The organism is Castellaniella hirudinis, from assembly GCF_042651965.1.
GTDB classification, from domain to species: Bacteria; Pseudomonadota; Gammaproteobacteria; order Burkholderiales; family Burkholderiaceae_B; genus Castellaniella; species Castellaniella hirudinis.
Map to the genome: position 1 here is coordinate 19,875 of NZ_JBHSDY010000001.1, position 24,668 is coordinate 44,542.

The window sequence follows — 24,668 nt, forward strand, 5'->3', positions numbered from 1 at the left end:
CCGTGTCACAAGGCCTCACCAAAAAATGTATCCCGATCGAACCAATCCCCCCGGCGAACTGTCCATTCGCGTATATTACGAAGACACCGACACCGGTGGGGTCGTGTACTACGCGAACTACCTCAAATTCTTCGAACGCGGTCGCACCGAATGGCTGCGCGCGCTCGGAATGGATCAACACACTCTCGCAACACAGGAACAGATGATGTTTGTGGTCAAGCATGCGGACATTGCCTACCGGCAACCAGCCCGCCTGGACGACTGCATCCTCGTCCGAACCGCCGTGACCGGGCTGGGCGCTTCGACGATCCGGTTCAGCCAGCAGGCGCTGCGCGGTGACACCTTGCTCGCCAGCGCGGACATTGATATCTGCACGGTACACGCCCTCAGTTTCAAACCCATTCGTCTCTCCCCCTCCGTCAGGGATCTACTGGAAAAGGCCCTTCATTAACCATGCAAGCCTCTAGCGATTTGTCGTTGCTGTCCCTCATCGGCAACGCCAGCCTGCCCGTGCAGATCGTGATGCTGATTCTGCTCGGCGCCTCGGTCCTGTCCTGGACCTACATCTTCAGCAAGCGGGCGGCCCTGCGGCGCGCCGACGAGCAGACCCGGCGTTTCGAAGACGATTTCTGGGCGGGCGGCGATCTGACCGTCCTGCAACAGGCGATTGCCAGCCGCCGCAACGAACACGGCGCCCTGGCGCGCATCTTCGACGCCGGCATGACCGAGTTCGTCAAGGCGCGCCGTTCCTCCAGCCGGGGCGACACCCTGCTGGACGCGCCCCGGCGCGCCATGAAGGCCGCCTTCCAGCGCGAGATGGACAGCCTGGAATCACACCTGAACTTCCTGGCCTCCACCGGCTCGGTCAGCCCCTACATCGGGCTGCTGGGCACGGTCTGGGGGATCATGCACGCCTTCATGGGCCTGTCGACCATGCAGCAGGCCACCCTGGCCGCCGTGGCCCCGGGGATTGCCGAGGCCCTGATCGCCACCGCCATCGGCCTGTTCGCCGCCATTCCGGCCGTGCTGGCGTACAACCGCTACACCAATCAAATCGACCGGCTGTCGATCCGCTTCGAGAGCTTCGTCGACGAGTTCCTGAACATTCTCCAGCGCCAGGTGCATTGAGATGAGTGCATTCAGCAGCCGTCGCTCACGCCGCATGAAGAACGACATCAACGTCGTCCCCTACATCGACGTCATGCTGGTCCTGCTGGTGATCTTCATGGTCACCGCGCCCATGATCACCCCGGGCCAGATCGAACTGCCTTCGGTCGGCACGGCCTCTGACGTGCCCGTGCAGCCCATCGAAGTCCAGATCGACGAACAAGGCGCGATCGCCCTGCGGGTGCGCGAAGGCGGCGCTTCGTTCCGTCCCGTCGACAAGGCCAATCTGCTGGCCGAGGTCCGGGCCGTCGCCACGGCGGACACCCCGGTGGTGATCTCCGCCGATGGCAAGGTGCCCTATGAATCCGTCATGCAGGTCATGGACCAGTTGCGCAACGGCGGGATCGGCAAGCTGGGCTTGCTGGTCAACCAGAACGCCCCGGCCACGCGCTGACATTCCACCCCATGAATCTGTTCGACCGTTTCTTCAACGCCGGCTCCCACGATGACGCGCGCCCCGGCGCGCGCGACGATCGGCGCGGCCTGATCGTCTCGCTGGTCGCCCACGGTCTGCTGATCCTGCTGATGGTGGTGGGCTTTTCCTCCGCACCCGACAATCCCGGTCCCGTCCAGGTCGAACTCTGGGCCCAGGGCACGGTGTCCGACGCCGCACCGCCGCAGGAGCAGCCTGAAGAACAACAGCCCGAGCCGAAACCCGAACCCACGCCCGAGCCGGAACCCGAACCGAAACCGGACGACAGCGCGCGGCAGGCCGCCGAGCAGGCTGCCCAGGAGGCCGAGCGAGCCGCCCAGGCCGAGGCCGCGCGGCAGGCCCAGATCGCCGAGGCCCAGGCGCGCGCCGCCGAGGCGGCCCAGGCCAAGGCCGAGGCCGAAATCGCCCTGGCCAAGGAACGCAAGGCGCGCGAGGACATGGAACGCCGGCTGGCCGAACAGGAAGCCAAGGAAAAGGCTGACAAGGAAGCCGCCGCACAGGCCGCCCGTGAAAAGGCCGCTCAAGAAAAGGCAGAGAAAGAAAAGGCCGAACAGGAAAAGGCTGAAAAAGCCGCAGCCGAACAGGCGGCCGCCGAGAAGGCCGCAGCGGACAAGGCTGCGAAGGAAAAGGCAGCCAAGGACAAGGCCGACAAGGAAGCCGCCGCGCAGGCCGCCAAGGTAAAAGCCGAGAAAGAAAAAGCTGACAAGGAAAAGGCTGAAAAAGCCGCCGCCGAGAAAGCCGCCGCTGAAAAGGCCGCGGCCGAAAAAGCGGCCAAGGAAAAAGCCGCAAAGGAAAAGGCCGCAAAGGAAGCCGAGGCCAAGCGCGAAGCCCTGCGGGCCGCCATGCGCGGCGACGCCCTGGAGGCCGCCGGCATTCCCAGCGGCAACGCGGACCGCAACCAGCGCGGGGGCGGCGGCAACGACGGCTACGCGGCCAAGGTGCGCGCCTGCGTCCAGCCGCGCGTGGTGTTCAACCCGCCTCAGCAAAGCGGCTCTGCCAACCCGACGGCCACTTTCCGTGTCCGTCTGCAATCCTCTGGACAAGTCCAGGGCGCCGACCTGACCCGATCTTCTGGCAATCCCCGTTTCGACGATGCCATCCAGAAGGGGATTCTGGCCTGCTCGCCCTTCCCGAAACCGCCTGGCGGCAAGTATCCGTCGTATATTGACGTGGACTACCGCATGTACGATTAAGGAGATCGTCACTATGACCGTATTCACAGCCTCCGGCTTCCTCGGGCGCCTCTGGCAGCGCGCCTCAGCGGCCGGCCTGGGCCTCGCGCTGGCCGCCACCGTCGCGCCGGCCGCCCATGCCCAGTTGCGCGTCGACATTTCCGGCGTCGGCGCCACCCAGTACCCCATCGCCATCGCCGATTTCGCGGGCACGTCCGGCGCCACCTCGACCCCTGAGGTCATCCGCGCCGACCTGACCCGCTCCGGCCAGTTCCGCCTGATCGGTGCCTCGGGCGCCGGCCTGGATGTCCAGAGCAAGATCGACTACGGCACCTGGCAGGCGCGCGGCGCCGACTACCTGGCCTACGGTACGGTCGCCCAGAACGGCGGCCAGTACACGGTCAGCTACCGGCTGGTGGACAACGTCCGCAAGACCGAACTGGACCAGGCCTCCTACAGCGGATCCGAATCGGAAATGCGCCGGATTTCGCACCGGATCGCCGATCGCATCTACGAAAAGATCACCGGCGTGCGCGGCGTATTCTCGACCCGGATCGCCTATGTGTTGCAGACTGGCAACGGATATGAGTTACAAATTGCTGACGCCGACGGCCAGAATCCGCAGGTGATGCTGCGTTCGAAGCAGTCCATCATCTCGCCCGCGTGGTCGCCGGACGGCTCGAAGCTGGCCTACGTCAGCTTCGAATCGGGCAAATCCGTGATCTATGTGCAGACGCTGGCGACCGGACAGCGCCAGCCGGTCTCCAATTACAAGGGCAACAACAGCGCGCCCGCCTGGTCGCCGGACGGTCATCGCATGGCGATCGTGCTGTCAAGAGATGGCATTTCCCAGATCTACACCATCAACTCGGATGGATCTGACCTGCGCCGGGTGATGCGCTCGCCGCTGATCGACACCGAGCCGCGCTTCACCCCCGACGGCCAGTCCCTGGTGTTCACCAGCGACCGGGGCGGCAGTCCCCAGGTTTACAAGGTGCCGGCTGGCGGCGGAGACGCCCAGCGCCTGACCTTCTCGGGCAGTTACAATATTTCACCTAGGGTATCGCCGGATGGACAACAACTGGTGTACGTTACTCGCAGAAATGGTGCTTTCAGGATTGCAAGCCTCGCCTTGAACTCGGGTTCCGAACAAGTGCTGACGGACGGCCCGGACGACCAATCCCCCAGCTACGCGCCCAATGGAATGCAGGTGCTTTACAGCGCCATCCAGAACGGTCGCAGCGTGTTGGCGGTGACTTCGATCGACGGGCGCGTGCGCCAGACGTTGTCGGTACTCAACGGCAAGGTCCGCGAGCCGGCCTGGGGCCCTTTCACAGACTGATTTTTCCGTGTGACTCTTTTCTAAAGGACATTAAATGAGCTCGCGCATCACCAGGACCCTGACTATCGCCGCCTTCGCTGCCTCGCTGGCCGCCTGCAGCTCCGTGCCGCTGGACCAGAACGGCGCCGGCAACGGCTCCGATTCGGCGTCCGCTGGGCAAATCATGGATCCCTTCAATCCGCAAAGCCCGCTCGCGCAACAACGCTCGGTCTACTTTGACTTCGACAGCTACACGGTGCCCGAACAGTACCGCAGCGTCGTCGAGATGCATGCCAGCTACCTGAGCAGCCACCAGGGCCAGAAGGTCCGCGTGGAAGGCAACACCGACGCACGCGGCAGCACCGAATATAATCTGGCCCTGGGCCAGCGCCGTTCGGATGCCGTGGCACGCATGATGACCCTGCTGGGCGTCAATGCCAACCAGATCGAAGCGATCAGCTTCGGCAAGGAACGTCCCAAGGCCCTGGGCAACACCGACGCCGATTACGCCGAGAACCGCCGCGCCGACATCAACTATCAACATTGATCGTCAGCCCCAGGCAGTGACAACGCCGTAGCGGCCCCCGCTACGGCGTTTTTTCATGGAAGACTCATGACCGCACCCTATCGCCTGCACGCCCTTTCCGCCGCCGCTCTGCTGGCGCTGACGCTGGCAGCCCCTGCCGCTCAGGCCTTTTCGGACGACGAGGCGCGCCGCGCCATCCTGGAACTGCGCACCCAGATCAAGCAGATGAACGAACAGAATCAGCAGGCCCGGCTGCAGCTGGCCGACCAGATGGACCTGCTGCACCAGGAAATCGCCTCGCTGCGCGGCCGCGTCGAAGAACTGAGCCAGCGCGCGCCCTCGGCCGGCGGCAACGCCGGCCATGCCAACGCGCCCCAGACGCCGCAAGCCGGCGATCCGCAGGAGCAGGCCGTCTACGAAGCTGCAGCCGACCAGTACCGCAACGGCCGCTACAAAGAAGCCGCCGCCGGCTTCTCGTCCTTTCTCCAGTCCTATCCCGACAGCGATCTGTCCGGTGACGCGCAGTTCTACCTGGGCAGCAGCCAGTACGCCTCCAAGGACTTCAAGAACTCCATCCAGACCATGCAGTCGCTGGTCAAGAACCGCCCTGAAGATCCCCGGGCGCCGGACGCCCTGCTGGTGGTGGCCGCCGACCAGATCGAACTCAACGACATGAAGAGCGCCAAGGCCAGCCTGCAGCGCATCATCAAGGACTACCCCGGCAGCCCCTCCGCCGAGACGGCCAAGAGCCGCCTGAAGCTGCTGTAATGCCGGCGCCGCACCCCGAACCACCGCACCACATCCTGCCCCTGCCCGACGGCGACCTGCACTACACCCAGGCCGGCGCGGGCACGGATGCGCCGATCCTGCTGATCCATGGTTCGCTGTGCGACTACCGCTACTGGCGCTGGCAGACGCCGGCCTTCAGCGACACGCGCCGCGTCCTCGCCCCCAGCCTGCGCGGCTGCTGGCCCGGCGCGCAATCCCATCCCCAGGCCACCTACGCAGTCAAGCGCCATGCGGGCGATCTGGCGCATCTGCTGCGCGCGCTGGACGCGTACGGCGGCGCCCACGTGATCGGCCATTCGCGAGGCGCCCAGGTGGCCCTGGCCCTGGCAGTCCAGGCGCCGGACCTGTGCCGCTCGCTGACGCTGGCCGACCCGGGATTTCGCTTTGCGGACGAGCCGGAAACGCCCGTCTTCTATGCCGCCGCCGTGCAACGGCTGCAGGCCGGAGACACGGAAGACGCGCTCGAACAGTTCATCGACACGGTGAACGGCGCCGACACCTGGCGCAAGATGGTCGGCTGGTTCAAGGACATGGTGCGGGACAACGCCGCAACGCTGCTGTCGCAGATCGTCGAAGCCAACCTGCCGGTGGATCCCCGGGACGCTGCCGCCCTGTCCTGCCCGCTGCTGCTGATCACCGGCGCCAACAGCCCGGCCAAGTACGGCACGCGCCTGGACCGGCTGCAGCAACTGCTGCCGCAGGCGCAGCGCGCCCGCATTGCCCTGGCCTCGCATGGCATGAACCTGGCCAATCCCCGGGCCTTCAACCGCGCGGTGCTGGATTTCATTGCGGACGCCTGAGCGCGCCGGCCCTGGCCAGGCCCGGCCCGGCGGCACACGCTCCCGCGGGGCGCCGCCGCAGCCCCGGCAAGCGCGATGTCCTGCCGGGGCCGTGGCACGCGATCAGTGCTTCATGTGCTTGGACATGTCATGCCCGCCCGTGCCCGGCATGGCCTTGGGCGACTTGACCTCGCAGGTCGCGGAGAAGCCTTCGCCGTCGGCCAGCGTGAAATCCACTCGCACGGAATCGCCGATCTTCAGCCCGTCGCGAGGCTGTTCCAGCATCAGGTGGTAGCTGCCCGGCTTGAACGCCAGGTCCTTGCCCGCCGGAATGGCGACCTGATGGACCATGGCCATCTTGCTCATGCCGCCGGATTCGGTGGTCTCGTGCAACATCACCATGCCGTAGTCGGGCGAATGGGCGCCCGTCAGCACGGCGTCGGCAGACCCGGCGTTGTGCGCCACGAAGAAACCGCCCGAAGGCGCCGGAGACGGGATCAGACGGATCCAGCAATCGGACGCCGTCACGGTGGCGGAAGCCTTGGCCGGTGCGGCGGCCGGCGCACCGTGCGCCGCGCCGTGTCCCTGCCCCCAGGCCGAGGTCGCCAGCAGCAAGCCGGCCGAAATTCCCAGTGTGCGCGTCAAGAATCTATTCATTTCACTACCCAATGATGTGGCCCGCAGTCCGCCCTGGCGGCCCTGCGGCGGGACCGGCCGGAACGCCGGCCGGCGCGGCCGGTCAGCACCCGTCTGATCCGGCTGAGCCAGTGTACTATGGGCTTTTTCACCCTTCTTTGCGCTATGTCCACGCCGCTCGAAATCGTCGCTGAAACCGCCACGCCCGCTGCCCCCGAGGCCCGCATCAGCCTGGAAGCATTTCGCGAACTGCTGGACCGGCTGCATCCCTTTGCCGCCGTGCTGGGCATCGAGATTCTGGACATCCAGTACGGGCAGGCCACGCTGCGCCTGCCGCCCAGCCCGGCCAACCAGCGGCTGGGCGGCATCGTCGCCGGACCGATGCTGATGGGACTGGCCGACCTGGCCCTGTACGCGGCCGTGGTCGGCGCCACCGGGGTCGCCGAAGCCGTCACTTCCAGCCTGACGATCAATTTCATGCGCGGCGCGCCCGCCGGCGGGATCATCGCCCAGGCGCGGGTCTTGAAAACCGGCCGCATGACGGCCGGCGATGTCCTGCTGCTGCCCGAAGGCGGCGGCGACCCGGTCGCCCAGGTCGTCAGCACCTGGTCAGTACCCCGTAAGGCGGATTAAGAACCCTTTTTGCCGCCGGGCCGCCCCAAGGCAAAAAGCGCCCCCTCGGGGGGCAGCAAGCGGCCGAAGGCTGCGCAGCGTGGGGGCTCTAGTTCTTCGTCAGCTTCCCGACCACGCCTTCGACGTAATAGTCCATGGCGTTCAGGCCCGCGTCGTCCAGCGCGCCTTCGGCCAGCACCACCTTGCCCTCGTTGGACTTGAGCGGCGCGGCGAAGACGTTCAGCGAACCATTGGCGATGGCGTCTTCCTTGGCCTTGAGATCGGCCTTCAGCGCGTCATCCACGGCCGGACCGAAGCCTTCGAGGGCGACCATGCCTTCCTTGAAGCCGCCCCAGACCTGGTCGGACTTCCAGGTGCCGTCCAGCATGGCCTTGGCTTCGCGGGTGAAGTATTCGCCCCAGTGGTGGGTCACGGCGGCCAGTTGGGCCTTCGGGCCGAACTTCAGCATGTCGGAGTGATAGGCGATGGCCCACTTGCCGCGTTCCTCGGCCGCCTGTACGGTGGCGGTCGAATCGGTGTGGTGGGTCACGATGTCGGCCCCCTGGTCCAGCAGCGCCAGCGCGGCGTCGCGTTCCTTGCCCGGATCGAACCAGCTATTGACCATGATGACGCGCACCGTGGCGTCGGGCTTGACGCTGCGCAGGCCGAGCGTGAAAGCGTTGATGCCTTGCAGCACCTCGGGGATCGGGTAGGCGCCCACATAGCCGACCACGCCGGTCTGGGTCTTGTGCCCGGCCAGCACGCCGGCGACATAGCGCGACTGGTAGAAGCGGGCGTTGGTGGTGGCGACGTTCGGCGCGGTCTTGTAGCCGGTGGAGTGCACGAACTTCACGTCCGGGAACTGCTTGGCGACCTTGATGGTCGGATTCATGTAGCCGAAGGACGTGGTGAAGATCAGCTTGTTGCCTTGCTGGGCCAGGTCACGGATGACGCGCTCGGCGTCGGCGCCCTCGGGCACGTCTTCGACGTACTGGGTCTTGATCTTGTCGCCCAGTTGCTGCTCCATGAACTTGCGGCCCAGGTCCTGCTGCCAGGACCAGCCCGCCTCGCCCACCGGGCTGACGTAGACGAAACCGATCTTCAGGGGTTCATCCGCAGCGGCGGGGCCGGCGGCCCAAAGGCATGCCGCAGCAGTCGCGGCCACCAGGGTTTGACGAATCAAGCGAGTTTTCATGAGAAGGTCTCCGTAGGACGACAACAATCAGTGATTGGGGTTGAACACGCGCCCCAGGGACGCGGGCATATTGATGCGGATCCAGTTCACGTTGCGCGAGATCAGGACCAGCACCAGAATGGTGGCCAGGTAGGGCAGCATCGACAGCAACTGCGAGGCGATCGGCACGCCCAGCGCCTGCATGTGGAAGGTCAGGATGGTGATGCCGCCGAACAGATAGGCGCCGACCAGCACCCGCAGCGGGCGCCAGGTGGCGAACGGCGTCAGCGCCAGGGCGATCCAGCCGCGCCCGGCGACCATGTTCTCGACCCACATCGGCGTGTAGACCAGCGACATGAAGGCCCCGGCCAGGCCGCAGCAGGCCCCGCCGAACAGCAAGGCCGCCAGGCGGATGCGGCGCACCGAGTAGCCCAAGGCATGCGCGGACTCGGGGGATTCGCCCACGGCGCGCAGGATCAGCCCGGGCCGCGTCCGGTACAGGAACCAGGTCAGCCCGACGGCCAGCGCCAGCGCCCCGTAGACCAGGGGATGGTGCTGGAACAGGGCCGGGCCGACGAACGGCAGATCGGCCAGCCCCGGCACCGCCCAGGCCGAAGCCTGGATCGTGGCGCCGACGTAGGGCAAGCCGATGAAGGCCGACAGGCCGACGCCGAACAAGGACAGGGCCAGGCCGCAGGCGACCTGATTGGCCCCCAGCCAGACCACCAGCCAGGCGAACAGGCCCGCCATCGCGGCGCCGGCGGCCGCCCCGGCCAGGAACCCCAGCCCGGAACTGCCGAACTGCACGGTCACGGCAAAACCCAGGGCCGCCGCCACCAGCATCATGCCTTCGGAGCCCAGGTTGATGACGCCGGATTTCTCGTTGATGAGCAGGCCCAGGGCCGCCAGCATCAGCGGCGTGCCGGCGTTCATGGCGGCTGCGATCAGGGGAGCCAATACGTCCATGGTGTCAGCGCCTCCAGCGCAGGCGTTGGTGGATCAGCACATCACAGGCCAGCAGCGAAAACAGCAAAATGCCCTGGAAGATGCCGGTGATGGCGTTGGGCATGCCCAGCCGCGTCTGCGACAGTTCACCGCCGATGTAGAACAGGGCCATGACGAAGCTGGCGAAGATCACACCGATGGGATGCAGCCGCCCCACAAAGGCGACGATGATGGCGGCAAACCCATAGCCCGGCGAGATCGAGGGCGTCAGCTGGCCGATCGGCCCCATGATTTCACAGGCGCCGGCCACCCCGGCCAGGGCGCCGGAACCCAGCATGCAGCCCCACAGTGCGCGGCGCGAGGAAAACCCGGCGTAGCGTGCCGCCAGCGGCGCCAGACCGCCCACCGTCAGGCGGTAGCCGGCGAACAGGCGCGACAACAGCAGCCAGGCGGCAAAGGCCGCGACCAGTGCCAGTCCGAAGCCCAGGTGCAGACGGGTGCCCGGCCACACCGGCAGCAGGAAACCATCATCGAACAAGCGCGACTGGGGAAAGCCGAAGCCGTCCGGGTCGCGCATCACGCCGTGCACCAGGTAGCTGAGCAGCAGTTGCGCCACATACACCAGCATCAGCGACACCAGGATTTCATTGGCGTGATAGCGATCGCGCAGCCAAGCCACCAGCCCCGCCCACACCGCCCCGCCCAGGGCGCCGGCCAGCAGCGCCAGCGCGATCATCAGCAGTCCGCCGCCACCGCCCGTCCCGTCGTCGAAATGCAGGATGAAGGCGCCGGCCACGATCGCGCCGACTGCCAGCTGGCCCTCGGCCCCGATATTGAAGATATTGGCGCGAAAGCACAGCGCCAGGCCGACCGCGCACAGCAGCAGCGGCGCCATCTTGACGCCGATCTCGGCCCAGCCGTGCTGGCTGGAGAGCGGTTCGATGAAAAAGACGGCCAGGCCTTGCAAGGGCGGCTTGCCCATGGCCAGAAACATGCACAGGCCGCACAGCGCCGTCAGCGCGACGGCCAGCAGCGGCGACAGCCACACCATCCGGCGCGAAGGCTCGGCGCGGGGGATGAGCTCAAGCATGGGCGGCCTCCGCGTCAGCACGCACGGCTTGATCACCGGATGCGTCGGGCGCGGCAGCCCCAGGCCACAGGCCGCTCATCCACTGGCCGATCTGTTCGCGCGTCGCCTGGGCGCGGGCGATGGCGGGCGACAGGCGCCCCTTGGCCAGGACGACCAGGCGATCGGACAGTTCGAACAATTCGTCCAACTCCTCGGAAATCAGCAGGATGGCGCAACCCGCGTCGCGCAAGGCAAGCAGTTCGCCCCGGATCTGCGCCGCCGCGCCCACGTCCACCCCCCAGGTGGGCTGGGCGATGATCAGCAGCCGGGGTTGGCGCACGACCTCGCGGCCGACGATGTATTTCTGCAGATTGCCCCCCGACAGGCTGCCGGCCAGGGCCTGAGGCCCGGGCGCCTTGACGCGGAAGCGTTCGATGATGTCCGCGGTGATGCGGCGCACGGCCCCGGTGCGGATCCAGCCCCGCTGCACGGTGTCCGGCCCCTGGTGCGAGAGCAGCAGATTGCGCGCCAGGGACAGTTCCGGCACGGCGCCGCGCCCCAGGCGTTCTTCGGGGACGAAAGCCATGCCGCGCGTGCGCCGCCAGGCCGACGAGCGCTGGCCCACGGGCTGGCCGTCGAACAGGATGCTGTCCCGGGCGGCGCGCGTGTCTTCGCCCGACAGCACGCCCATCAATTCCTGCTGGCCGTTGCCGGACACGCCGGCCACGCCCAGGATCTCCCCCGCGTGCAGATCGAATCCGATGTCCGCCAGCGGCGTGGCGAAGGGATGCGCGGGCGGCAGGCTCAGGCGACGGGCCTGGAACAGCACCGGTCCGTCCTGCGGCGCCCGGTGCTCGTGCACCGGCAGATCGGCGCCGATCATCAGGCGCGACAAGCCGGCCTCGGTTTCCTGGCGCGGATCGCAGACCCCGGTGATCCGGCCGGCGCGCATCACCGTGCAGCGATGGCACAGGGCGCGGATCTCGTCGAGTTTGTGGCTGATGTACAGAATGCTGCAGCCTTCGGCCGCCAGTTGGCGCAGCACCTCGAACAGGCGCAGCACGGCCTGCGGCGTGAGCACCGAAGTCGGTTCGTCCAGGATCAGCAGGCGCGGCCGCCCCAGCAAGGCGCGCACGATCTCCACGCGCTGGCGTTCGCCCACCGACAAGGTATGCACGTGGCGGCGCGGCTCGACGTCCAGGCCGTATTGCGCCGCCGTGGCGGCGATCCGCGTTTCGAGCTCCTGCATGTCCGTGCCCGGCGGCAGCCCCAGGGCGATGTTTTCCGTCACGGTCAGGGTGTCGAACAGGGAAAAATGCTGGAACACCATCCCCAGGCCCAGCGCCCGCGCCGCTGCCGGATTGGCGATCTGGACTTCCTGGCCGTCCCAATGGACGGTGCCCTCGTCCGGGCGGACCACGCCGTAGATGATCTTCATCAGGGTGGACTTGCCCGCGCCGTTTTCACCCAGGATGGCGTGTATCTCGCCGGCTTCAACGGTCAGATCGATGGCATCATTGGCCCGGACCGCCGGGTAGGATTTGCTGATATTGCGTAAAGCCAGTCGCGGGGACATGCAGGCATCCTGTTCGAATCGTTCGTGAAACACCCGGGATGCGAAAAATTCTACTCAGGATGCGCAAGGCCACCTAAAGGGGATAAACCCCTAGCCGGACTGGACGCATGCGACCCGCCGCCGCCGTGCCAGAGGGACGACGCGCGAAAATACCGGAACATCACTCAACATGAATGATCGGTATTATTACACGATGATGATGCGGCGTGCCGGCATCTCCATGGGGAAATACCGGAAAATTTCAGGCCTCAAACGCCATGCGTCCCGCGAACCACAGGAACAACAGGCCCACCAGGCCGCTGCCGGCGCGCGCCAGGCCCTGGCGCCGCCGGAACGACGCCGCCAAACGCGACCCGCCGAAGATCAGGGCGGACAGATACAGCAGGCTGCACACCTGCAGGATTGCGGCCAGGAAGAAGAACGACAGCCCCGGATGCGGGTAGGTCGGATCGACGAACTGCACAAAGAATGACAGCAGGAACAGGATGGCCTTGGGATTGAGCAGGCTGAGCAGCAGCGCCTTGCGAAACGGGCTGCCCGGGCCGCCGGTGACCGCATGCGTCTGCGCCGGCCCCGGCCGCCAGGCCGACATCAGCAGCCGGATCCCCAGGTACGTCAGGTAGACCGCCCCGGCGGCCTTCAGGGCGATGAACACCATGGGCAGCAGCCGCAACACCGAGGCCGCGCCGGCCGCCGTCAGCGTCATCAGGATGGAATCGCCGACGAACACTCCGAAAGCAGCCTGGTAGCCGGCGCGGATGCCGCGACCGGCGCCGATCGCCAGCACGAAGAGCGAGTTCGGGCCGGGCAGCAGGATGATGAAGATCACGCCGGCCAGGTAGGTCCAGACGTCCAGTACGCCGTATTGGGACAACATGATGAGTGCGATCGCCCGGGCGCCCGGCGCCCGGCCTGCTTGTTCAGATAAGCGTCATTGTATCGACACGGGGGCGCCCATCGGAAGCGATTTCAGGGTCCCGCCCCGCCTGCCGGCGCTGCCAGAACAGCGACTCACGCCAGCGCGGCTGAGCGCCGTAATAAAAATCGAGCTGGGTCCGATAAGCGTCCCAGGCGCGCGCCTGTCCCTGCGCATAGCGGCGCAGCCAACCGTCCTGCGCCCCCGCGCCCGCGCGGCCTTCCTGCAGCAGGCCGTGCACCAGGTGACCGGCCTGGCTGCCGGTGTCCAGCGCCTTCCAGATGCCTTGCGAAGACAAAGGATCGTAGGCCTGCGCGGCGTCGCCCGCAGCCAGCCAGCCCTCGCCGCAGAATGCGTCCAGACACTGGCTGTGCGCCGGGGCGCCGCGCACCGCGCCCGTGGCGCGATAGCCGCGATCCCGCAGCAGCGGCCCCAGGTGCGCGGAATCCTGCAGCACACGATCAAAGCCCTCGGCACGGGCGGCGGCACGGGCCACCGGACTGTCCTGGTCACCATGAAACACCACCAGGCGCCTGGCCCCCGCACCCTCGGCGTGCAGCCGATTGCTGTACCACCAGCCATGCGGCCCGGCTTCGATGCGCGTCAGCCGATCCTCGTCGGCCACGGGACTGTCATACCAGCGAGCATAGGCAAACAGCCGATCCCGCTTGGCATGGCCCACGCCCAAAGCCCGGCCCACGGCCGCCTGGCGGCCCGAACCATCGATCAGAAAGCGCGCCCGGCAGGACCGTTCCTGTCCATCCACCGCTACGGACACCTGCCAATCCGCCTGGGCATCCGCCGCATCCGATACACGCACGCACGAATCAAAGCGCGCGCCCATCAGCACCGTGGCGCCCGCCTGGGCCGCGCGCTGCCGCAAGGCCTCGTCAAACGCCAGGCGGTCCACGCACAGGCCGAACCCGGCCGGCGTGAAAAAGAAATCCGTGGTTTCGGGTTCGGCGCCCGACCAGACGGACAGATTGCCCGCCGTACGGAAGCAGGCCAAGCCATCGGGAAACGTCTCGGGTTCGCCCAGGAACTGCCGCACCAGCCCCAGCGCGGGCGGCGCGATCGATTCGCCCAGCTTGAAGCCGGGCGCCCCGCCGCGATCCAGCAGCAGCACCCGTCGGCCGTACCCGGACAAGACGATGGCAGCCGCGCTGCCGGCCGGCCCCGCGCCGACGATGATCACATCCCAGACGGCTGCGGACGCGGCCGGCGCGCCGCGTCCAGACGCCGTCGGGCTGCCGGCCATCAACCGCCCATCTTGGCGGGCGGACGATCCAGGGCGGGATCGCGCTGCTGCTCGACGAAGACGATTTCGCCGTTGTCGACCACCACGCTGCCGTCGGCGGCTTTCAGGGGCAGCACCATGCCCAGCTTGGGCCAGGCATACACCATCTGGTCGTAGCCATCGTCGGAGGACAGCGGCTCGCCCTGCTCGTCGTAGCCACGGAACCATTCCCGGTGCGTGCGGGATTGGTCCTTGGTGTCGTACTGGAACACGACGTCCGGCCGTTGCGTCGGCCACCAGGCCGTATTGCAGGACCAGAAATCCCCATGCCAGGGGCTGGACATATAGGCGCTGAGTTCGCCCGGTTCGATATCCCCGGCCACCCGGAATGCGGCGGCGAATTTTTCCCGGTAGATGATCAGATAGGGGAATTCGATGCCCGGGTGGAAGCCCCCGCCGATGGTGGGTTCGAGCGCAGCGGCATCCAGGGCGTGCGGCTGCCCCGCGACCGGCACCTTGTCGAACGGCACCGGTTCCTGCGGCGTGCCGGTTTCGAAATTGCCCTCCGCCCAGTCTTTCAGGTGGCGCAACTGCCAGTCGGTCAGGCTGAGGAACTGATTGGGGAAGTTGTCGCCCAATTGTTTGTTCTGCAAGGGTTTGCCGCCCGTGCCCCAGAGTTTCGGCATCTGGCGGTCATCGACCTTAGGGTCGAACTTCGGGTCCTGCCAACTGGTGGGGCGCAGCGGCGGCGCCGGCATCAAGGAATCCACCAGACGGCTGCGCGGACCCGAGGCATGGCGCATGAAACCGTAGATGCGCTGGCGCAGCGGCTTCATGGTGTCGCTGGGATCGGACAGCGCGGTCACGTATCCCGGGCTGAGCAGATTGCCCGGCTGCTTGGGGCCGTGCGCCAGATCCTTGGTGTTCGCCGCAACGCCCGCCGCCTCGGCGCTGACCCAGCCGTAATTCACGGCCTTGGCAAACAGCGGGTAGACGTCTCGGTAGAAGACCGTCTTGCTGTCCGTGTGGGGATAGGCTTCCGGGAAGGCCTCGTAGACGCGATCCAGGATGGACACCACGTGCATCATGTGCGGCGCGTATTTGGGCGGCGCGGTGACGATCCAGGCGCCCTGGGTCGGGTTGCGGCTGCCCTCGTCCTCGGCCTTCTTCACACCGTCGCGGGTGCTCAGCACCGTACCGTCCTTCAACGTGACGGTGACGTCGATCTCGCCCCCACAGGTGTCGTCCCACCAGCCGGGGATGTTGAAGTAGGCGAACTGGTTCGTCAACGGATCCTTGCCGCCCTGGGGGCCATTGGGCGCATCGTGGAATTCACTGGGGTTGGACAAGGCCACGCGCGGCGTGGTGACGCATCCGCCCTTGCCGGGCGAGGCCACGAACAGCAGGCGTCCGGCGGGGTCCAGCCGCAACTGGCCCAGTTCGATGTCGTGCGCCGCCTGGTAGGTGACCTCGACAGGCTTGGAAATGTCCTTGGGCGTGAAGCCCTCGTAGCGCAGTTCTCCGGGCAAGGTGCCCTTGTCGATGCCGGTGAACACGCTGCCCTTGAGAACCACCGGCCCGGCCTGACCCGTCGCAATCACCTGCGCGCCCGGATCGATGATGAGCTGCTTGCGTTCGCCGGGCTTCAGGCCCGGCTGGATGCCGGGGTTGCGCAGCTTGTCCGGATCAAACAGAAAAGCGCCCTGGAACGCATAATTGGCGGCCTTCATATTGCGCACGTGGACACGCCAGCGCAAGGACGCGACCTGATCCGAATCGGCGGCCAGTTCGCCGATGACAGCGCCCGATTCGTCGTAGGCATAGACCCGGTAGCGCTGCGCCTGACGCTTCAGGCGCATGCTGCCGTCACGGTACGAGCCGCCCGGATCGGCGACGACGCCCGGCGCTTCGGGGCCGATGAAAAATTCATCGCTGTCGCCCATGCGGGCCATGCCGATGCCGGGGTGGATGCGAATGCTTTTGATAGCTGCTGTCACTGGGTGTCTCCGATCTTGTTCAAGTCTTGTTCAAATACACGCCACGGTGGCCCGGGCGGTCAGACGGGCGATGCTGCGACGACCTGCCAGTCGAACAGATCGGGGGAAGTCACCAGGTAGCGGGAACCGCCGTGCCGGATATCGGCATAAACCAGCCCATCCACGGCGCGATGGCTCTGCACGGAGAACCCGCCGCCAAAACCGGCCTTGATGGATTTTTCGACGTGCGCGGCATCTGCCGCAGCGGCGGAGCGGGCGTCCGCCCCCGTCAGCAGCGATGCACCCGCAAGACCGGGCACGGTCGCCACCCCTGCGGCGCCGCCACAGACTTTCATGAAATTTCTGCGCTGGCTATTCATATGACCTCTACGCTAAGAGAGAAATACGGTCGAGCCTGCGGACGCAAGCCCTGGAACTGAGTCGAATCAATTCTAGATTCTGTGACTAAGACTGTCTAGAAATGCAAAAAGTATCTGCCTGAAATGAAATGCGTCCTTCCTGCGTTCGCCCGATGCGTGATGTGATCGGACGAGTGTAGGAAGGACGCGGGCGGAAACCTTGCGAAAGATTGCTTCAGCAAGGCCGGTCAGGTTTTAACGGCCGGCTCAAGCGACGGCCTTTTCCTCAGTTTCGACCGAACTCCGGATCAGGTGATCGAAGGCGGCCAGCGCAGCCTTGGCGCCTTCGCCGGCGGCGATGATGATCTGCTTGTACGGCACCGTCGTCGCGTCGCCTGCCGCGAACACGCCGGGCACCGAGGTCTGCCCGCGGGCATCGACCACGATCTCGCCGTGCTTGCTGAGTTCGACCGTGCCCTTGAGCCACTCGGTGTTGGGCACCAGTCCGATCTGGATGAACACGCCGTCCAGCTCGACGCGCTGCGCGGCGCCGCTGGTGCGGTCCGTGTAGCTCAGGCCGATCACGCGCTTGCCGTCGCCGTGGATCTCGGTGGTCTGGGCCGAGGTGATGACGGTCACGTTGGCCAGGCTGCGCAGCTTGCGCTGCAGCACGTCGTCGGCCCGCAGTGCATCGCCGAACTCGATCAGCGTGACGTGGCCCACGATGCCGGCCAGGTCGATCGCCGCCTCGACGCCGGAATTGCCGCCGCCGATCACCGCCACGCGCTTGCCCTTGAACAGCGGGCCGTCGCAGTGCGGGCAGTAGGCCACGCCTCGATTGCGGTATTCGTCTTCGCCGGGCACGTTGATCTGGCGCCAGCGCGCGCCGGTCGACAGGATCACGGTCTTGGCCTTCAGGACCGCGCCGCTGGCCAGTTCGACCTGGACGGACTTGCCCGGCACCAGGCGGCTGGCCCGCTGCAGGTTCATGATGTCCACTTCGTAGGCCTTGACGTGCTGCTCCAGCGCGACGCCGAACTTGGGTCCTTCGGTTTCCAGCACCGAGATGTAGTTCTCGATCGCCATGGTGTCCAGCACCTGGCCGCCGAAACGCTCGGCCACCACACCGGTGCGGATGCCCTTGCGCGCCGCATACACGGCCGCCGCAGCGCCCGCCGGGCCGCCGCCGACCACCAGCACGTCGAATTCTTCACGGGCGTTCAGGGCCTCGACCTTGGCCGCATCGTCACCGGCGTCCAGCTTGGCCAGGAATTCCTCGACCCCGGCGCGGCCCTGGTGGAACAGCTCGCCATTCAGGAACACGGCGGGCACGGACAGGATCTCGCGCTGCTGGACTTCGTCCTGGAACAGGGCGCCGTCGATCGCCACGTGGCGGATGCGCGGGTTGATGACCGACATCGCGTTCAGCGCCTGGACCACGTCCGGGCAGTTCTGGCACGACAGCGAGAAATAGGTTTCGAAGGTGTAGTCGCCCGGCAGATTGCGGATCTGCTCGACCACGGCTTCGTCCAGCTTGGGCGGATGGCCGCCGACCTGCAGCAGGGCCAGCACCAGCGAGGTGAATTCGTGACCCAGGGGGATGCCGGCGAAACGCACACCGATGTCGGTGCCCGCGCGGGCGATTTCGAAAGACGGCACACGCGCGCCGGAAGCGTCGTCCGTCACGGTGATCTTGTCGGACAGACTGGCGATTTCTTCCAGAAAGACGCGCAATTCCTGCGCCTGGGCGCTGCCATCCAGGGAGGCGCGCAGCTCGACGGATTCTGTGACCCGTTCGAGGTAGGTTCCTAATTGTCCTTTGAGGTTCGCATCCAGCATATTCACACCTTTTTGGAAAAAACTGCCCCGGGACAGACCTTAATGGTACTGCCCAATGATGAGTATCGGGGTGAGGGGGCGGCCCGCCCTTTGACGGGCCGCAATCGCTGTGGACGCGGGCGGCCCGAGCCGCCGCGCATCGTTCAGGCGATGAAGATCAGATCTTGCCGACCAGATCCAGCGAGGGGGTCAGCGTCTTGGCGCCTTCTTCCCACTTGGCGGGGCAGACTTCGCCCGGGTGGCTGGCGATGTACTGGGCAGCCTTGACCTTGCGCAGCAGTTCGGACGCGTCGCGGCCGATGCCGTTGTCATGGATTTCCAGGACCTTGATTTCGCCGGCCGGGTTCACCACGAAGGTGCCGCGCAGCGCGATGCCTTCTTCTTCGATCAGCACGTCGAAGTTGCGCGACAGCGCGTGGGTGGGGTCGCCGATCATCGGGTAGTTGACCTTCTTGATGGCGTCGGACGTGTCGTGCCAGGCCTTGTGGGCGAAATGCGTGTCGGTGGACACGGAATAGACTTCCACGCCCAGCTTCTGGAACTCGGCGTAGTGGTCGGCCAGGTCTTCGAGTTCGGTCGGGCAGACGAAGGTGAAGTCGGCCGGGTAGAACACGAACACGGACCACTTGCCGGCGACGGTCTGCTCGGTGACGTCGACAAACTTGCCGTTGTGATACGCGGTCGCCTTGAAGGGCTTGATGGTGGTGTTGATCAGGGACATGAAAAAAGCTCCTCGTTCAGGGGTTCAGTGAAAGGGCCATAAGGCCAACGGAGACCAGTGTAGGCGAGCCCACACCATAAGTAAAATTGATTGTCTAAATAGAGTCGATTGCTTTCAACTATCGAAATGAGGTTATGCGTTCTGAAACACGATCGTGAAGCACTTCTCTATGCAAAATTAGCATGAATAAACATGTAAAAAAGTCATGAAATCCTAGTATGATGCCCATTCATCTCAAGAATAGCCGTAAGTCATTGATACCAAAGATATTTTAAGCCTTAACGATCCTGAGGATCCCCATGCGCAAGAACCTGCCCGTCACCCAACAGGAATACGATTTCCCCGGCGATGAAACGCTGCTGTCCGCCACGGACCTCAAGGGCCGCATCACCTACGCCAACGCGGCGTTCGTGCGCGTCAGCGGTTTCGAATACGACGAACTGCTGGGCAAGGCCCACAACATCGTGCGCCACCCCGACATGCCTCCCGAAGCCTACCAGGATCTGTGGGACACCTTGAAACAAGGCCGCTCATGGACGGCCGTGGTCAAGAACCGGCGCAAGAACGGGGATCACTACTGGGTGCGCGCCAATGTCGCGCCCGTCTACCACCAGGATACGCTCAGCGGCTACCTGTCGGTCCGCACCAAGCCCAGCCGCGCGGAAATCGCCGCGGCCGAGCACGTCTGCGCGACCTTCCAGGCCGGCCGGCCCGCCGGGCGCTTCCACCATGGCCTGTTGATGGATACCGGATGGCGGCGCTGGCGCAACGGCACGCGCACCCAGTCGCTGCGCCAGCGGCTGGCCCTGGCCCTGGGCGGCCTGATCCCCTGCTGGATCGGCCTCGCCTGGCTGGCCGGGCTGCGGGGCCAGGCCTGGCTCGAGGCCGGCGTCGGCGCCGCCGCGCTGGTCCTGCTGGCCGGCCTGTACCTGGATCATCGGCTGGTACGGCCGCTGCGCGCTATCCAGCGCCAGGCCATCCAGGCCGCGACCGGCCAACCCGTGGACGACTGGCGGCTGCCCCGGCTGGACGAGATCGCCTCGATCCAGAAGGCCATCACGCAATCCAGCCTGAACCTGCGCTCTTTCATCGACGACGTGCACGGCCAGCTCGGCGGCCTGCGCGGCGCCTCGGGCGAAATCGCCCAGGGCAGCCAGCATCTCAGCGCCGAGACCGAACAGGCGGCCAGCCGTCTGGCGGAGACCGCCGGTTCGCTGGAAGCACTCGCCGAACTGATCGACGGCAATGCCGAACGCGCCCGGCAGGCCGTCGCCCTGGCCAAGGATTCGGGAGACGCCGCCACCCGGGCGGCCGGCATCGTGAACCAGGCCGCGCAGCAGATCGAGCGCATGGACGCAGCCAGCCAGAAGATCGGCGAAATCGTGGGCGTGATCGACAGCATCGCCTTCCAGACCAACATTCTGGCCCTGAACGCGGCCGTGGAAGCCGCCCGCGCCGGAGAACAAGGCCGCGGCTTCGCCGTGGTGGCCGGCGAAGTGCGGGCGCTGGCCCAGCGCTCGGCCGGCGCCGCCAAGGAAATCGGCGGCCTGATCCGCGAAACCGTGCAGATCGCCCAGGGCGGCGTGGCCCGCACGCGCGAAGCCACCGAAGCCATGGGCCACATCCTGGAACAGAACCGACAGGTGGGCGCGCTGATCGACCAGATCCACCACGCGGGCCAGGAACAGACCGGAGACCTGGCGCGCATCCAGCAGACCTTCGTCCAGCTGGGCGACCTGACCCGGGGCAACGCCGCCATGGCCGAGGAATCCTTTACCGCCGTGCAGACCCTGAACGGCCAGACCCTGAACCTGGCCAGCGCCGCCGGGGTGTTCAGGCGGGACATCCACATCGACACGCCCGCGCGGGTGCGGCCCGCGCTGGCTGCGCCCGTGGAGGTGCCGCGTTTGGCGGCAGCGGCTTAGGGCGGGCGCGCGTCAGGCGGCCGTCGCGCGCCGCCGCAGGCGCCGGAACGCGGCCGGCGTCTCTCCCTCGTTCCGGGCGAAGAACCGCGTGAAATACGCAGGATCCTCGAAGCCCAGGTCATAGCCGACCTCGGCCACCGTCTTTTCCGTGTAGAGCAGGCTGCGCTTGGCCTCCAGCAGGACCCGCCGGGCCACGATCCGCCCCGGCGCCTGGCTCGCCAGGCCCAGGCACAGGCGCCGCAAGCTGCGCTCCGTCGTCGCCAGCGCGGACGCATAGTCGGCCACGCTCCAGCGGTCGCGGAAATGCGTCTCGACCAGTTCCTTGAACCGCCGGTACAACGCCTTTCCGCCCGGATCGGCCGGGACGGCCTCGCACAAGCTCAGGTGCCGGAGCCGCGCGACCTCGGCGAACAGTCTCAACACACTGCCCGAGATGGCCGTGCCGCGGCACACGCGATCGTGCACATACTCGTCCAGGATCGTTTCGAACAGGCGCCCCAGCCGTTCGATGCTGTCCGGATCGACGGCGCCGGCGACGGTCAGCAGCCGATCCAGCAAGGCGCCGACCGCGGGATCGCCCGACCAGAGCGCCAGATCCGCCACGAAGCCTTCGGCGACCGTCAGGATCAGCCCCTCGGTTCCCGGCCGCCACTGGAAGCCGTGCACGATGGGCGGCGGGATGCTGATCAGCACCGGCGCCCGCAGCGTCAGCCGCTGCTCATCGAGCATCACCGTCCCGCACCCTTTTTCCACCCAGATGAGCTGGTACAGGTCATGGTGCCGGTGCGGCCGGATGAACCAGTCATACACCCGGTTGCGCGACTCCAGCGACTCCAGGTGCAGGAAGCGCAGTTCGGCGGCCGTGTCGATCTGGCCATACAGGGAATACAGCGGTATCGAAGAATCGTTCATGTCCGGAAAACACCACCATCCGTCCCGTTCGTCCATTCACGCGCGCCCTCCCGGACACGATCATGGGCACAAGGTCATCGCTCATTAAAGCTTAAAGGTTCGAGGCCGACCTGTACAAGCCGCCACCCAACCGGAGGAACGCATGGCATCACCGCAACTCGACCGGAACCGCCCCATCCCGGACACGATCGTCTTCGACCTGCGCGAATCGCGCAAAGGCTACCGCCTGAACAAGATGTGTGACTCCCTGACGTCCGAAGCGAATCGCCAGGCCTACAAGGCCGACGAGGAAGCCTACCTGGCACGCCACGGCCTGAGCGAATACGAAAAGCGGCTGGTCCGCGCCCGCGACTGGAGCGGACTGAACGCGGCGGGCGGGAACATCTATTACCTGCTCAAGCTGGGGTTCGTGGTGGGCCACGGCCTGTACCGCATGGGCGCCCAGATGCGCGGAGAGCCGTTCGAGGCCTTCCTCGCCTCGCGCCACGCCAAGGGAGCCCGCTGACCATGGGAAAGATCATCGCGGGCATCGGGACTTCGCACGTCCCCTCGATCGGCGGCGCCTACGACCGGGGCGCCCAGGCCGAGCCGGACTGGAAACCCCTGTTCGACGCCTACGTCCCCGTGCGCGAGTGGCTGGCGGACCTGAAGCCGGACATCGCCATCATGGTCTACAACGACCACGGCGCCGATTTCTTCTTCAAGCAATATCCGACCTTCGCCGTGGGATGCGCCGACCAGTACGCGATCGCCGACGAAGGCATGGGCATCCGTCCGCTGCCCCGCATCAAGGGGGACTTCGAGTTCTCGCGCCACCTGTGCGAATCCCTGGTCTACGACGAATTCGATCTGACCCTGTGCCAGGAAATGGCCGTCGAGCACGGCTTCCTGGTGCCCATGCACCTGTGCTTCGATCCGGCGCCCGACTGGAACGTCGCGGCCGTGCCGCTGGCCGTCAACGTCCTGCTGCATCCTCTGCCCACCGCGATGCGCTGCTTCAAGCTGGGCCAGGCGATCCGCCGCGCCGTCGAGGCCGACCCCCGCGACCTGCGCGTCGTCATCCTGGGCACCGGCGGCATGTCGCACCAGTTGCAGGGCCGGCGCTTCGGCGCCATGAACCCCGCATTCGACCACGACTTCCTCGACCGCATCGAGCACGACCCGGAAAGCCTGGCCCGCATGACGCACCAGGAACTCATGGAGCGGGCGGGCGCGGAGGGCATCGAACTGATCATGTGGCTGGTGATGCGCGGCGCGATCTCCGGCGAGGCACGCCGCGTGCACCGGCACTACTACGGCCCCATGACCACGGGCATGGGCCTGATCACCTTCGAAGAACCTTGAACCTCACTCATCGACAGGAGTCACCCAGATGGAAACCCGCCGCACCCAGGTCGTCATCATCGGAGCCGGGCCCTCCGGCCTGCTGCTGGGGCAATTGCTGCACAAGCACGGCATCGACCACCTCATCCTCGAAGCCCGCAGTCCCGACTACGTCCTCGGCCGCATCCGGGCCGGCGTGCTGGAACAGCCCACGATCGCCGCACTGAACGAAGCGGGCGCAGGCGAACGCGCCGAACGCGAGGGCCTGCACATGCGCGGCTTCGATTTGCGCTGGGACGAGGAGCGCTGCCACATCGACTTCGGCCTGATCGGCACGCACGCCACCGTCTACGGCCAGACGCGCATCACGCGCGACCTGATGGACGCGCGGGCCGCCACGGGGGGCATCACGCTCTACGAGGCCGCCGACGTCCGGCCGCACGACATCGAAAGCGATCATCCGTGGGTGACCTGCCGCCATGAAGGCAGGGATCTGCGCATCGATTGCGACTTCATCGCGGGCTGCGATGGCTTCCACGGCGTCTCGCGCCAGTCCATCCCGAAGGAGCACTTGCGCGAGCAGGGCCTGGCCTTTCCGTTCGGCTGGCTGGCCCTGCTCGCCGACGTTCCGCCGGTTTCGGAGGAAGTCGCCTGGATCAACGGCGCCGAGGGCTTCCTGATGTGCAGCCTGCGCTCGCGCACCCGCAGCCGCTACTACATCCAGGTCCCGGCCGACGAGCACATCAGCCAATGGAACGCCGACCGGTTCTGGGACGCATACCGCAGCCGGCTGCCTTCGGATCTGGCCGAAAAGCTCATCACGGGGCCTGCGCTGGAAATGAGCATCGCGCCGTTGCGCAGCTACGTGTGCTCGACGATGCGCCACGGCCGCCTGTTCCTGGTGGGCGATGCCGCGCACGTCGTGCCGCCGACCGGCGCCAAGGGCCTGAACCTCGCCGTCGGGGACGCCAAGACCCTGGCCGACGGCCTGCGGCAGCACTACCAGGACCATGACGCCCACGGCATCGACCAGTACTGCGAGCACGCGCTCAAGCGGATCTGGAAGGCGGTGCGTTTCTCCTGGTGGATGACCCATCTGACTCACCGCATCACGGACAACCCGTTCGAACGCCAGATCCAGATCGCCGAACTCGAATACACCCGGGAATCCGTCGCCGCCCGGACCGCGATCGCTGAGAATTTCTGCGGCCTGGCCTGACGGAGAAAAAACGAGAGACCGGATCCACCCCATCCCAACCGG

At 66.4% G+C, this 24,668-nt stretch carries 25 protein-coding genes; 13 read left to right on the forward strand and 12 right to left on the reverse strand.

Annotated elements, in window-relative coordinates; all coding sequences use genetic code 11:
• Positions 1-25: 25 nt before the first annotated feature.
• The 8 genes from ybgC (at position 26) to ACFO0J_RS00150 (ending at position 6,208) form a co-directional block, all read left to right on the forward strand.
• A complete protein-coding gene (ybgC, locus tag ACFO0J_RS00115) occupies positions 26-451 on the forward strand; it encodes a tol-pal system-associated acyl-CoA thioesterase (RefSeq protein ID WP_376811030.1) in 426 nt (141 codons plus the stop codon).
• 2 nt (positions 452-453) lie between these two features.
• Positions 454-1,128: a protein TolQ gene (gene tolQ, locus ACFO0J_RS00120; RefSeq protein WP_376811031.1), complete on the forward strand. Its 675-nt coding sequence runs from the start codon at positions 454-456 to the stop codon at positions 1,126-1,128.
• 1 nt (position 1,129) lies between these two features.
• Complete coding sequence (locus tag ACFO0J_RS00125) at positions 1,130-1,561, forward strand: ExbD/TolR family protein (protein ID WP_376811032.1); 432 nt, start codon at positions 1,130-1,132, stop codon at positions 1,559-1,561.
• A gap of 11 nt (positions 1,562-1,572) precedes the next feature.
• Positions 1,573-2,793 carry a cell envelope integrity protein TolA gene (gene tolA, locus ACFO0J_RS00130; protein ID WP_376811033.1) on the forward strand — a complete coding sequence of 407 codons (1,221 nt, stop codon included), beginning with the start codon at positions 1,573-1,575 and terminating at the stop codon, positions 2,791-2,793.
• 13 nt (positions 2,794-2,806) lie between these two features.
• On the forward strand, positions 2,807-4,114 hold the full coding sequence (tolB, locus tag ACFO0J_RS00135) for a Tol-Pal system beta propeller repeat protein TolB (protein WP_376811034.1): 1,308 nt from the start codon (positions 2,807-2,809) through the stop codon (positions 4,112-4,114).
• A 34-nt stretch (positions 4,115-4,148) separates the two neighbouring features.
• A complete protein-coding gene (gene pal, locus ACFO0J_RS00140; RefSeq protein WP_376811035.1) occupies positions 4,149-4,640 on the forward strand; it encodes a peptidoglycan-associated lipoprotein Pal in 492 nt (163 codons plus the stop codon).
• A 66-nt stretch (positions 4,641-4,706) separates the two neighbouring features.
• The gene (ybgF, locus tag ACFO0J_RS00145; protein WP_376811036.1) at positions 4,707-5,387 is read left to right on the forward strand and encodes a tol-pal system protein YbgF; all 681 of its coding nucleotides are present in this window, start codon (positions 4,707-4,709) and stop codon (positions 5,385-5,387) included.
• Positions 5,387-6,208, forward strand: a complete 822-nt coding sequence (locus ACFO0J_RS00150; protein ID WP_376811037.1) for an alpha/beta fold hydrolase — start codon at positions 5,387-5,389, stop codon at positions 6,206-6,208. Before ybgF ends, ACFO0J_RS00150 begins: the two co-directional genes overlap by 1 nt.
• Before the next feature lie 102 nt (positions 6,209-6,310).
• Here ACFO0J_RS00150 and ACFO0J_RS00155 read toward each other — a convergent pair whose 3' ends face one another.
• A complete protein-coding gene (locus ACFO0J_RS00155; RefSeq protein ID WP_376811038.1) occupies positions 6,311-6,832 on the reverse strand; it encodes a copper chaperone PCu(A)C in 522 nt (173 codons plus the stop codon).
• A gap of 156 nt (positions 6,833-6,988) precedes the next feature.
• On the opposite strand from ACFO0J_RS00155, the gene ACFO0J_RS00160 reads away from it, so the two are divergent.
• Positions 6,989-7,456 (forward strand): PaaI family thioesterase, encoded by a 468-nt coding sequence (locus ACFO0J_RS00160; protein WP_376811039.1) that lies wholly within the window; start codon positions 6,989-6,991, stop codon positions 7,454-7,456.
• 88 nt (positions 7,457-7,544) lie between these two features.
• Here the strand turns inward: ACFO0J_RS00160 and ACFO0J_RS00165 are convergent, their stop codons facing one another.
• The 10 genes from ACFO0J_RS00165 to ahpC all read right to left on the reverse strand — a co-directional run bounded on the left by ACFO0J_RS00165 (position 7,545) and on the right by ahpC (position 19,247).
• Positions 7,545-8,630: a BMP family ABC transporter substrate-binding protein gene (locus tag ACFO0J_RS00165; RefSeq protein ID WP_376811040.1), complete on the reverse strand. Its 1,086-nt coding sequence runs from the start codon at positions 8,628-8,630 to the stop codon at positions 7,545-7,547.
• A 27-nt stretch (positions 8,631-8,657) separates the two neighbouring features.
• Positions 8,658-9,575, reverse strand: a complete 918-nt coding sequence (locus tag ACFO0J_RS00170) for an ABC transporter permease (RefSeq protein WP_376811041.1) — start codon at positions 9,573-9,575, stop codon at positions 8,658-8,660.
• A 4-nt stretch (positions 9,576-9,579) separates the two neighbouring features.
• Positions 9,580-10,644, reverse strand: a complete 1,065-nt coding sequence (locus ACFO0J_RS00175) for an ABC transporter permease (protein ID WP_376811042.1) — start codon at positions 10,642-10,644, stop codon at positions 9,580-9,582.
• Entirely contained in the window at positions 10,637-12,199 is a 1,563-nt protein-coding gene (locus tag ACFO0J_RS00180) for an ABC transporter ATP-binding protein (RefSeq protein ID WP_376811043.1), read from the reverse strand. The genes ACFO0J_RS00175 and ACFO0J_RS00180 overlap by 8 nt, the downstream gene beginning before the upstream one ends.
• A 241-nt stretch (positions 12,200-12,440) precedes the next feature.
• Positions 12,441-13,076, reverse strand: a complete 636-nt coding sequence (leuE, locus tag ACFO0J_RS00185) for a leucine efflux protein LeuE (RefSeq protein WP_376811044.1) — start codon at positions 13,074-13,076, stop codon at positions 12,441-12,443.
• Between the two features lie 43 nt (positions 13,077-13,119).
• Positions 13,120-14,373 carry an NAD(P)/FAD-dependent oxidoreductase gene (locus ACFO0J_RS00190; RefSeq protein ID WP_376811045.1) on the reverse strand — a complete coding sequence of 418 codons (1,254 nt, stop codon included), beginning with the start codon at positions 14,371-14,373 and terminating at the stop codon, positions 13,120-13,122.
• Positions 14,373-16,349 (reverse strand): LodA/GoxA family CTQ-dependent oxidase, encoded by a 1,977-nt coding sequence (locus ACFO0J_RS00195; RefSeq protein WP_376811046.1) that lies wholly within the window; start codon positions 16,347-16,349, stop codon positions 14,373-14,375. The genes ACFO0J_RS00190 and ACFO0J_RS00195 overlap by 1 nt, the downstream gene beginning before the upstream one ends.
• Positions 16,350-16,408: 59 nt before the next feature.
• Complete coding sequence (locus tag ACFO0J_RS00200; protein ID WP_376811047.1) at positions 16,409-16,684, reverse strand: twin-arginine translocation pathway signal protein; 276 nt, start codon at positions 16,682-16,684, stop codon at positions 16,409-16,411.
• A gap of 270 nt (positions 16,685-16,954) precedes the next feature.
• Entirely contained in the window at positions 16,955-18,526 is a 1,572-nt protein-coding gene (gene ahpF, locus ACFO0J_RS00205; protein WP_376811048.1) for an alkyl hydroperoxide reductase subunit F, read from the reverse strand.
• 157 nt (positions 18,527-18,683) lie between these two features.
• Positions 18,684-19,247, reverse strand: a complete 564-nt coding sequence (gene ahpC, locus ACFO0J_RS00210) for an alkyl hydroperoxide reductase subunit C (RefSeq protein WP_376811049.1) — start codon at positions 19,245-19,247, stop codon at positions 18,684-18,686.
• A gap of 299 nt (positions 19,248-19,546) precedes the next feature.
• Between ahpC and ACFO0J_RS00215 the strand changes: the two genes are divergently transcribed.
• Positions 19,547-21,172 (forward strand): methyl-accepting chemotaxis protein, encoded by a 1,626-nt coding sequence (locus ACFO0J_RS00215; protein ID WP_376811050.1) that lies wholly within the window; start codon positions 19,547-19,549, stop codon positions 21,170-21,172.
• A gap of 12 nt (positions 21,173-21,184) precedes the next feature.
• Here ACFO0J_RS00215 and ACFO0J_RS00220 read toward each other — a convergent pair whose 3' ends face one another.
• Entirely contained in the window at positions 21,185-22,084 is a 900-nt protein-coding gene (locus ACFO0J_RS00220) for a helix-turn-helix domain-containing protein (RefSeq protein ID WP_376811051.1), read from the reverse strand.
• Positions 22,085-22,226: 142 nt separating this feature from the next.
• Here ACFO0J_RS00220 and ACFO0J_RS00225 point away from each other — a divergent pair, with 142 nt between their 5' ends.
• From ACFO0J_RS00225 to pobA, 3 genes are read left to right on the forward strand one after another with little or no spacing between them, the layout of a single operon-like run.
• Positions 22,227-22,589 carry a protocatechuate 3,4-dioxygenase gene (locus ACFO0J_RS00225; protein WP_376811052.1) on the forward strand — a complete coding sequence of 121 codons (363 nt, stop codon included), beginning with the start codon at positions 22,227-22,229 and terminating at the stop codon, positions 22,587-22,589.
• Between the two features lie 2 nt (positions 22,590-22,591).
• Positions 22,592-23,428 (forward strand): class III extradiol dioxygenase family protein, encoded by an 837-nt coding sequence (locus ACFO0J_RS00230; RefSeq protein WP_376811053.1) that lies wholly within the window; start codon positions 22,592-22,594, stop codon positions 23,426-23,428.
• 28 nt (positions 23,429-23,456) lie between these two features.
• Positions 23,457-24,626, forward strand: a complete 1,170-nt coding sequence (pobA, locus tag ACFO0J_RS00235) for a 4-hydroxybenzoate 3-monooxygenase (protein ID WP_376811054.1) — start codon at positions 23,457-23,459, stop codon at positions 24,624-24,626.
• The last annotated feature ends 42 nt before the right edge of the window (positions 24,627-24,668 follow it).